This is a genomic window from Sphingomonas sp. NFR15, from assembly GCF_900103265.1.
Taxonomy (GTDB): domain Bacteria; phylum Pseudomonadota; class Alphaproteobacteria; order Sphingomonadales; family Sphingomonadaceae; genus Sphingomonas; species Sphingomonas pollutisoli.
This window is the reverse complement of the sequence record NZ_FMWX01000001.1, coordinates 681,633-687,742: the sequence shown is the minus strand read 5'-3', so window position 1 is coordinate 687,742 and position 6,110 is coordinate 681,633. Positions and strand designations below refer to the sequence as shown.

General features: G+C 65.9%; 11 protein-coding genes. 1 reads left to right on the top strand and 10 read right to left on the bottom strand.

Translation table 11 applies throughout. The features are described from left to right. Nucleotides 1-192: 192 nt before the first annotated feature. From BLS81_RS03265 to BLS81_RS03260, 3 genes are read right to left on the bottom strand one after another with little or no spacing between them, the layout of a single operon-like run. Entirely contained in the window at nucleotides 193-1,188 is a 996-nt protein-coding gene (locus BLS81_RS03265; protein ID WP_176787005.1) for a tyrosine-type recombinase/integrase, read from the bottom strand. Then, nucleotides 1,181-1,417 (bottom strand): hypothetical protein, encoded by a 237-nt coding sequence (locus BLS81_RS20660; protein WP_176787004.1) that lies wholly within the window; start codon nucleotides 1,415-1,417, stop codon nucleotides 1,181-1,183. Before BLS81_RS20660 ends, BLS81_RS03265 begins: the two co-directional genes overlap by 8 nt. Before the next feature lie 41 nt (nucleotides 1,418-1,458). Further along, on the bottom strand, nucleotides 1,459-2,085 hold the full coding sequence (locus BLS81_RS03260; RefSeq protein WP_093220648.1) for a hypothetical protein: 627 nt from the start codon (nucleotides 2,083-2,085) through the stop codon (nucleotides 1,459-1,461). A 22-nt stretch (nucleotides 2,086-2,107) separates the two neighbouring features. On the opposite strand from BLS81_RS03260, the gene BLS81_RS20310 reads away from it, so the two are divergent. Next, nucleotides 2,108-2,425 carry a hypothetical protein gene (locus tag BLS81_RS20310; RefSeq protein WP_143023290.1) on the top strand — a complete coding sequence of 106 codons (318 nt, stop codon included), beginning with the start codon at nucleotides 2,108-2,110 and terminating at the stop codon, nucleotides 2,423-2,425. A gap of 5 nt (nucleotides 2,426-2,430) precedes the next feature. On the opposite strand, the gene BLS81_RS03250 is transcribed toward BLS81_RS20310, so the two are convergent. From BLS81_RS03250 to BLS81_RS03225, 7 genes are read right to left on the bottom strand one after another with little or no spacing between them, the layout of a single operon-like run. After that, complete coding sequence (locus BLS81_RS03250; RefSeq protein WP_093220643.1) at nucleotides 2,431-3,372, bottom strand: phage Gp37/Gp68 family protein; 942 nt, start codon at nucleotides 3,370-3,372, stop codon at nucleotides 2,431-2,433. Continuing rightward, nucleotides 3,372-3,749 (bottom strand): hypothetical protein, encoded by a 378-nt coding sequence (locus BLS81_RS03245; protein WP_093220641.1) that lies wholly within the window; start codon nucleotides 3,747-3,749, stop codon nucleotides 3,372-3,374. The genes BLS81_RS03250 and BLS81_RS03245 overlap by 1 nt, the downstream gene beginning before the upstream one ends. Continuing rightward, nucleotides 3,742-3,909 (bottom strand): hypothetical protein, encoded by a 168-nt coding sequence (locus tag BLS81_RS20655; RefSeq protein WP_176787003.1) that lies wholly within the window; start codon nucleotides 3,907-3,909, stop codon nucleotides 3,742-3,744. The genes BLS81_RS03245 and BLS81_RS20655 overlap by 8 nt, the downstream gene beginning before the upstream one ends. Nucleotides 3,910-3,912: 3 nt before the next feature. Beyond that, nucleotides 3,913-4,170: an HU family DNA-binding protein gene (locus BLS81_RS03240; protein WP_093220639.1), complete on the bottom strand. Its 258-nt coding sequence runs from the start codon at nucleotides 4,168-4,170 to the stop codon at nucleotides 3,913-3,915. Further along, nucleotides 4,163-4,366 (bottom strand): hypothetical protein, encoded by a 204-nt coding sequence (locus BLS81_RS20650; protein WP_176787002.1) that lies wholly within the window; start codon nucleotides 4,364-4,366, stop codon nucleotides 4,163-4,165. The genes BLS81_RS03240 and BLS81_RS20650 overlap by 8 nt, the downstream gene beginning before the upstream one ends. A gap of 32 nt (nucleotides 4,367-4,398) precedes the next feature. Beyond that, on the bottom strand, nucleotides 4,399-5,466 hold the full coding sequence (locus tag BLS81_RS03230) for a hypothetical protein (RefSeq protein WP_176787001.1): 1,068 nt from the start codon (nucleotides 5,464-5,466) through the stop codon (nucleotides 4,399-4,401). Continuing rightward, entirely contained in the window at nucleotides 5,466-6,110 is a 645-nt protein-coding gene (locus tag BLS81_RS03225) for a 3'-5' exonuclease (protein ID WP_093220634.1), read from the bottom strand. Before BLS81_RS03225 ends, BLS81_RS03230 begins: the two co-directional genes overlap by 1 nt.

Sequence of the window (6,110 nt, the reverse complement as noted above, 5' to 3'; positions counted from 1 at the left end):
GGTGGAACAGACCGGGAAAACTGCCAACTTGTGAGGACTTGCGCCGATTCGAGGAGGCTTTGCAGTCCTCTGCGTCACCACTCCGCCATCGGGCCTCGATCGCGTGGAGGGCGCGCAAATGCGTGGGTTTCGCTCCGGCGTCAACCCCGCGAACGCGAGAGTTTGCAGTCGAAATCCCTGCGGTTTTCATTGTCACCCTTTGTTCTCCTGCTTGGCGAGCGCGGATTCCGAGGCTTTCCGGCCCGAAAGATATTTCATCGCCATTTGATAAGTGCGGTGCCCGAGGACGCTGGAAGCCTCGACGATCGTGCATCCAGCCTCCTCCATTCGGCCGGCGGCGGCGTACCTGAGCCCGTGCGGGCTGCGGCCGTTCGGCATCTCCGGGATCGATTCGACGACGCCCCGCAATGCCTGCGCGAACGCGTTTGCAGTCATCGGCTTGCCGGCGGCGTTCCGGACGATCCGGCCACCAAAGCGGGTCCGGACCTTCTTGAGGTGCGCGCGCAGGATCGGATGGCAGGCGATGTCGATCATCTCGTTGGTCTTCGACGTCGTGACGCGGATCAGATCGCCCTGGAACTGCGTCCACTCCATCGTCACCACATCCTCGGCTCGCTGGCCGGTGTAGAGGCAGAGCAGGGTGGCGGTGACGAGATAGGGCGGCGCCTTGGCGAGGAACATCGCGATCTCCGGCTCGCTCCACGGTGTGATCGACTTCGACCGCGCCTTGAGCTTCTTGAGCTTCTCGGTCGGGTTCATACCCTCCGGCACGAGATCGTTCTCATCCGCCCAGCTGTAGAGCCGGCTCACCATCTGTTTGATCTTGTGCGCCTTGCGGGGCGTGTCCGCGTGATCGTCGCGCAGCGCCTTGATCATCGCCCGCGTCGTGAAGCGGTACGGCTGATCCCCCAGCTCCTCGACCAGCAGATCGAGCGTGCGCCCGTAATCCAGCTGCGTTGCCGGGCGGAGTGTCTTGAACTCGGCGCTGGCCCGGTACTGCTTGATCAACCAGGTGAAGCTCGAGCGATCGGCCTCCTTGGGCTTGTTGCTCGTCGTCGCCAGAAAGCCGGCATAGGCTTCGTGGAACTCCGGATCGCCCGGACTGCCCGGCAGCGGGACGTTGAAGGTGCCGCGGCGGAAGCGCCAGTAGCGCCCCTTCACGACGTAGGTGTAGCGTAGATTACCCATTGGCATGTTTCCGCTTGCGCCTTCGCTCGAGGAATCGCCGCTCAACTTCGGCAGCCTCCTCCTCGGCCTTTGGCTTGTCCAGCGGCTGACCCGCGAGCCGATCGGCCCAGCGGTCGAGAACTTGAATGTCGTAGAGCACGCGCCGGCCGAGCCGGTTCGGCTTCGGGCCCTTGTCCCGCAGCGTCGTGGTGCTGATCGACAGATATTCGGCGGCATCCGGCTCGCTCAATAGGCGGGGCCAACGTGCCGGGGTGGCGCGCTCTGAGCTCATCACAGGGCTTGCTCGCTTTGAGAGATCCGGTCGATGTTGCCGCGCTCGACGCGGAAGGTCAGCGCGACGACGTTGGGGTTGTCCTCCCAGCGGGCACCACCGACCGCATGGAGGCTACGCCACAGGTGGCGGAAGCTCGCGATAGCCGAGAGGAAGCAGTCGTCTGGCGGCTCGATCGCTTGACCGTGAGTCCAGCCCGTCAGATCCGATATGCCCGGCGGCGCACCGACAGGAACGGGCATCGCGCCCTCCGCAGCTGCATCAGCTTCGCTGATCGCCTGCAACGGCTCGACCTTCACGCTCTCGACGATGAGCGTCAAGCGGCTGGCCCAGCGTGGCATGTGCATCGACGGGTAGCCATTGCCGCCAAGCTCACGCTCGCCATCGGCGAAGAATTCGATGCCAGTGCACGTCGGGTCCATCTCGCTCGGCGTGGGACAGCGGCCGAGATCCTCGCGATACCAGTTGGCGGAATAGTCGACGCGGAACGCCTCACGGACATACAGGCGGTCGCCAACCGCGCAGTGCCGGAGTGGCGATGTGGCCAAGCGTCGCGTCTGCGTCTTGTGTCCGGCGAGTAGCGCGCGCACCATCGCCGCACTGAATATGATGGGGCGATCAGTCATGGCGATAGTTACTCGCGAGCGGATGGACGTCGAAGATCAGGCCCGCGTGTGGGCGGACGCGCCAACCAGCGACAACAAGCGCGCGCTTGCGGCTCCGATGATCCTGCGATTGATCGCAGCTATGCGCAGCGATGAGCGTACCGATTTGGCGAAAGATCAAATCCGCAAAGCGATACGGGCCATGTGGCGGAACGATCAGCCGGGCGCGAGCGAGCATATCCGAACAGCATTGGTCGACATGGCCCACAAGCCGGTGGACATAGAGTGGGACGATCTCGCTGAGGAAGCGCGGAAGCTCGAGCAGCGCCATCCCAACGACGATCCACACGGCGCAGACTGACCGGATCATACCGGCATCCCGTTGTGCTGCGAGCCGTCGAGTAGGCGGCCGGCGGCCTTCTTCCCCAGCCGGTGGACGACTGTGCCATCCGCAAGCGTGCGGGTCTCCTTGACGATGGCAGCGTCGACGGCACCGGGATTGGCGAACGCGGGATACCAAGCACCCCATTGCTTGAAGAAGTAGGCGACCCCGTTCGCGGAGCACCAGTCTCGAGTCGAGCGCTGCCAATCCGGATGATTTGGACGCGCCTTTGGGCCGCTCTCGCCGCCACCGATGATCTGCCGTACAAACTCCCATCCGGTCCAATCGACCGGACCAAGGGCAGGTTCATAAGAGACGAACTTTACGGCCGCCGGCGTCGCTTCGAAATCGGCGCGACGTTCTTCTGCGCGTGGCTGATCCTCAACCGAGACACCGAGCCACACGTTCGGCAAGGCCCAGGTAGGGGTGCCGGCAGGCGATCGCTCGCGCGCTGCGCTGAGAATGCCAGGCAACTTGCCCGGAGCTGCCATGCCGCGGCCCGCGTCGACGATGGACCGCTTTCCCTGCACGAAATCCTGCATGTAGGTTCGCATCCGCGCGGACCGCTTCGTCAGCACCTGGTGCCGGTGGTGCGGCGTCAGCGCCATCACCGCGAAGCAACGGTCGATCACCTCATCTGGAACGGCCGGGTGGAACAGGTCGCCGTGCGCGTTCCAGAAGATCGTGCGCGGTCGCGTCCAGCGGAGCGGCTCGAGCATCGCCTTCTCGTTGACGCGGATCTCGCCGTTCCAGACGGGTCCGGCCTTCGAATCGACCGTCAGCCCCTCGCGGGTGGGATGCGTGCGCAGGCGCGTGCCCGCGAGCCGCATGGCATAACAGTTGGTGCAGCCCGGCGAGACGACGGAGCAGCCGTTAACGGCGTTCACGGTGGCATCGGTCCACTCGATCTTGGTGCCGTCCGACATCAGAAAACCTCCAAGATCTCGTGGTTGCGGCAGTCGGCGAAGTCAGTGATCTCCGCGCCGTCCTTCACGTTGTCCGCCCAGAAGCGCGCCTCGATGATCTGGAAGCAGCCTTCCTCGGCGTGGGCGGGACCGGCGGCGATCGCCTCGTCGCGCGTGGCGAAGTCCTCGGCGTAGCTGTCGTCGTCGACCGCACCGACCCACCAGCGCCACTCGTCCTTGGCGGCATCGACGCGCGACGCGCGCCAGGCGGCGAGCAGTGCCTCGTGCTCGTCGGTCCATTCGCCGGCGGCGTGGATATCGCTCAGCAGTTTCTCGATGACGGCATGGGTGCCGTTGCTCAGGCCGACAAATGCGGGATTTGCAGAGGCATCAGCCACGGCGCTTCTCCTCTATCGCCCGCAGCTCATGCTCGGGCTTCCAGAATGGGAAAAAGATGGGCGTGCGGCGCATGATCGGGCCGCGATCGCCAGCGAGGTGAACCGAGCGCCAGTGCGCCGCGCGGCTTCCCGGCTCAGGCTTGGTCGCACTGGCGCTCATGTCTCAGCGCGCCTTCGACGGCTTGAGGTGCACGTCCTGCCGGGCCGCGACCTGGATCGTCTCGCCCGTCTTCGGGTTGCGCGCGGTGCGCGCGGCCTTCTGCTTGAGCGCGAACGTGCCGAGCGGCGGCAGGATCACACGACCGCCGCCCGCCACGATCTGGTGCAGCGAGGATGCGACCGCGTCGACATACTTCGCCGCATCGGCCTTGGTGCCGCCAGCCGTGGCCGCAACCCCGTCGATCAATGCTTGCTTACTCATGACCTTCTCCTTCGGCGGGGGTGGTTCCGGCCCCCCGCGAGCCGTCAACGGCGTCTCCGCCGTGTTCCATGCGCAGCTGGGCCAGCGTCACCGCGCCCTCTGCGAACATGCGCTCGCCCAGCCGACGGCAGCCCTCGTGGAAGGCGCCGCGGTGCGCGGTGCAGCAGAACTTCTTGCGCTGGCCGGACGGGGCCATCGGGCGCTCGCACCAGAGGCAGGCGGGCCCGCTCACTTCGCGGGCCCGATCTTGCCGAGCGCCTTGCGGAAGGCTTCTTCGACCTCCGCCGCCATCTCGTCCGGCAGAGCGGCGATGTCCTCGCCGCGCAGGCCGCGCAGGTTCGAGATGTCCACCGACGAGGTGAGCTTGCCGACCGTCGCGATGATCTGGTCGGCGACGCGGCGGCGGGGATCTTCGCCGGCGTCGCTAGCGCCGGCCACCGGCGAGACATCGGCTGCCGGTGCCTGCTTGACCTGCTCAGCGACCCGGCGCGCCGCGTCGGTCGTGTCCTCAAGCGATGCGCGCGGGAACTCGTCGTCGGCGGAGATCTCTTTCCGCGTGATGCTGCGGTAGCTGATCTTGAGCCCGGCGAGATCGAGAAGCGTCAGGCTGGTGATCGGGCCGAGCTTGGCCTCGATCCGAGCCTGCGACACGCCCAGCTGCTCGAACGCGGCAATTGCCTCGGCGAACTGGACCGGTAGCGGACGGTCGTCGCTGCCGTTCTCGAGCGTCTTGTAGCAGGCGGCCTTCGCCTCTTCGATCAGCCAGGTAGGCAGTACCCGGAAGATGCACTCACGGAGACGGCGCGCGCCCATGTTCGCGTTGTTCTCGTAGATGTCACGCATCGAGATCAGCGGGGTCGCCGGCTTATTGCCCTCCTTGTCGCGCTTGTGCGGCACGATGAAGCTGGTGCGGCTCGTCGTGTTGGTCTCGAGGTCGGTTGCAGTGGCGAGCATCTCGGAGATGCCGCGCTCGTCGTTCCGTTCGAGTTCCACGACGGAGTAGCTGATGTTGCCCCAGCAACGCGCCATCTCGACCGCGAGATGGATGGTCTCGCCGGTGATGCTGCTTGTACCGCGCGGGAACTTGAAAAAGGCGCTCTCGGCGACGGTCTTCATGCGGCAGGACTCGAGGATCTGCGCCAGCGCGCGCGCGGCGTCGCGCGGCCGAGCCTGCGCCACGGCGAACGCGGCCTGCACCTCGGCGATCGCGCGCGATTGCTCGACGCGCGTCGCCTGGCTTGCGGGCACGCCCGCGCGCTGGTTCAGGATCTCGGCAGGGGTGACAGCGCCGGCCATCAGACCGTCACCGTCTCGAAGAAGCCCTTCGCCTTGCTCGGCGCCTTGAACATCGGCACGTTCAGCTTCTGGACGAGGTGCCAGAAGACCCGCATCGTGTACTCGATGTCGGCGAGCGCATCATGGGCGTTGACCATCTCCTCCCCAAGGAAGTGCTTCACGCACTCGCCGAGGTTGGGCGACTTCGGACCCGGCACACCCGCGGCGATCATCTTCGGGGTCGCCGGCAATCGCATGATATACTTCGTGCGATAGAGGGTGCAGAAGTTCGGGATCGGCGGCTCCCATTTGAAGCCGAGATGCCGGGCCGCATGGATGCGCATCATGCGCCGATCGAAGCTCTCGTTGTGGCCGACCATCAGCTTGGCGCTCAGCAGCATGTCCTGAAACGCAGCGAATGCCTGGCGCGGCTCGACACCCTCGTCGCGCGCGCGTTCGAGCGTGATGCCGTGGGCCTCGAACGCTTCGGGCTCCATGACAGCGCCGTACCCCGGCTTCACGAGGTTGGCCCAGCGCGTGACCTCGCGCCCCTCCATGTCGAAGAGGATCATGGCGAGCTGCACCAGATGGGGCTGTTGCGGGTGGTCCGACGGCTCTTTCCAGCGCGGGAGGCCGGTCGTTTCCGTGTCGTATCCGAGGATCAT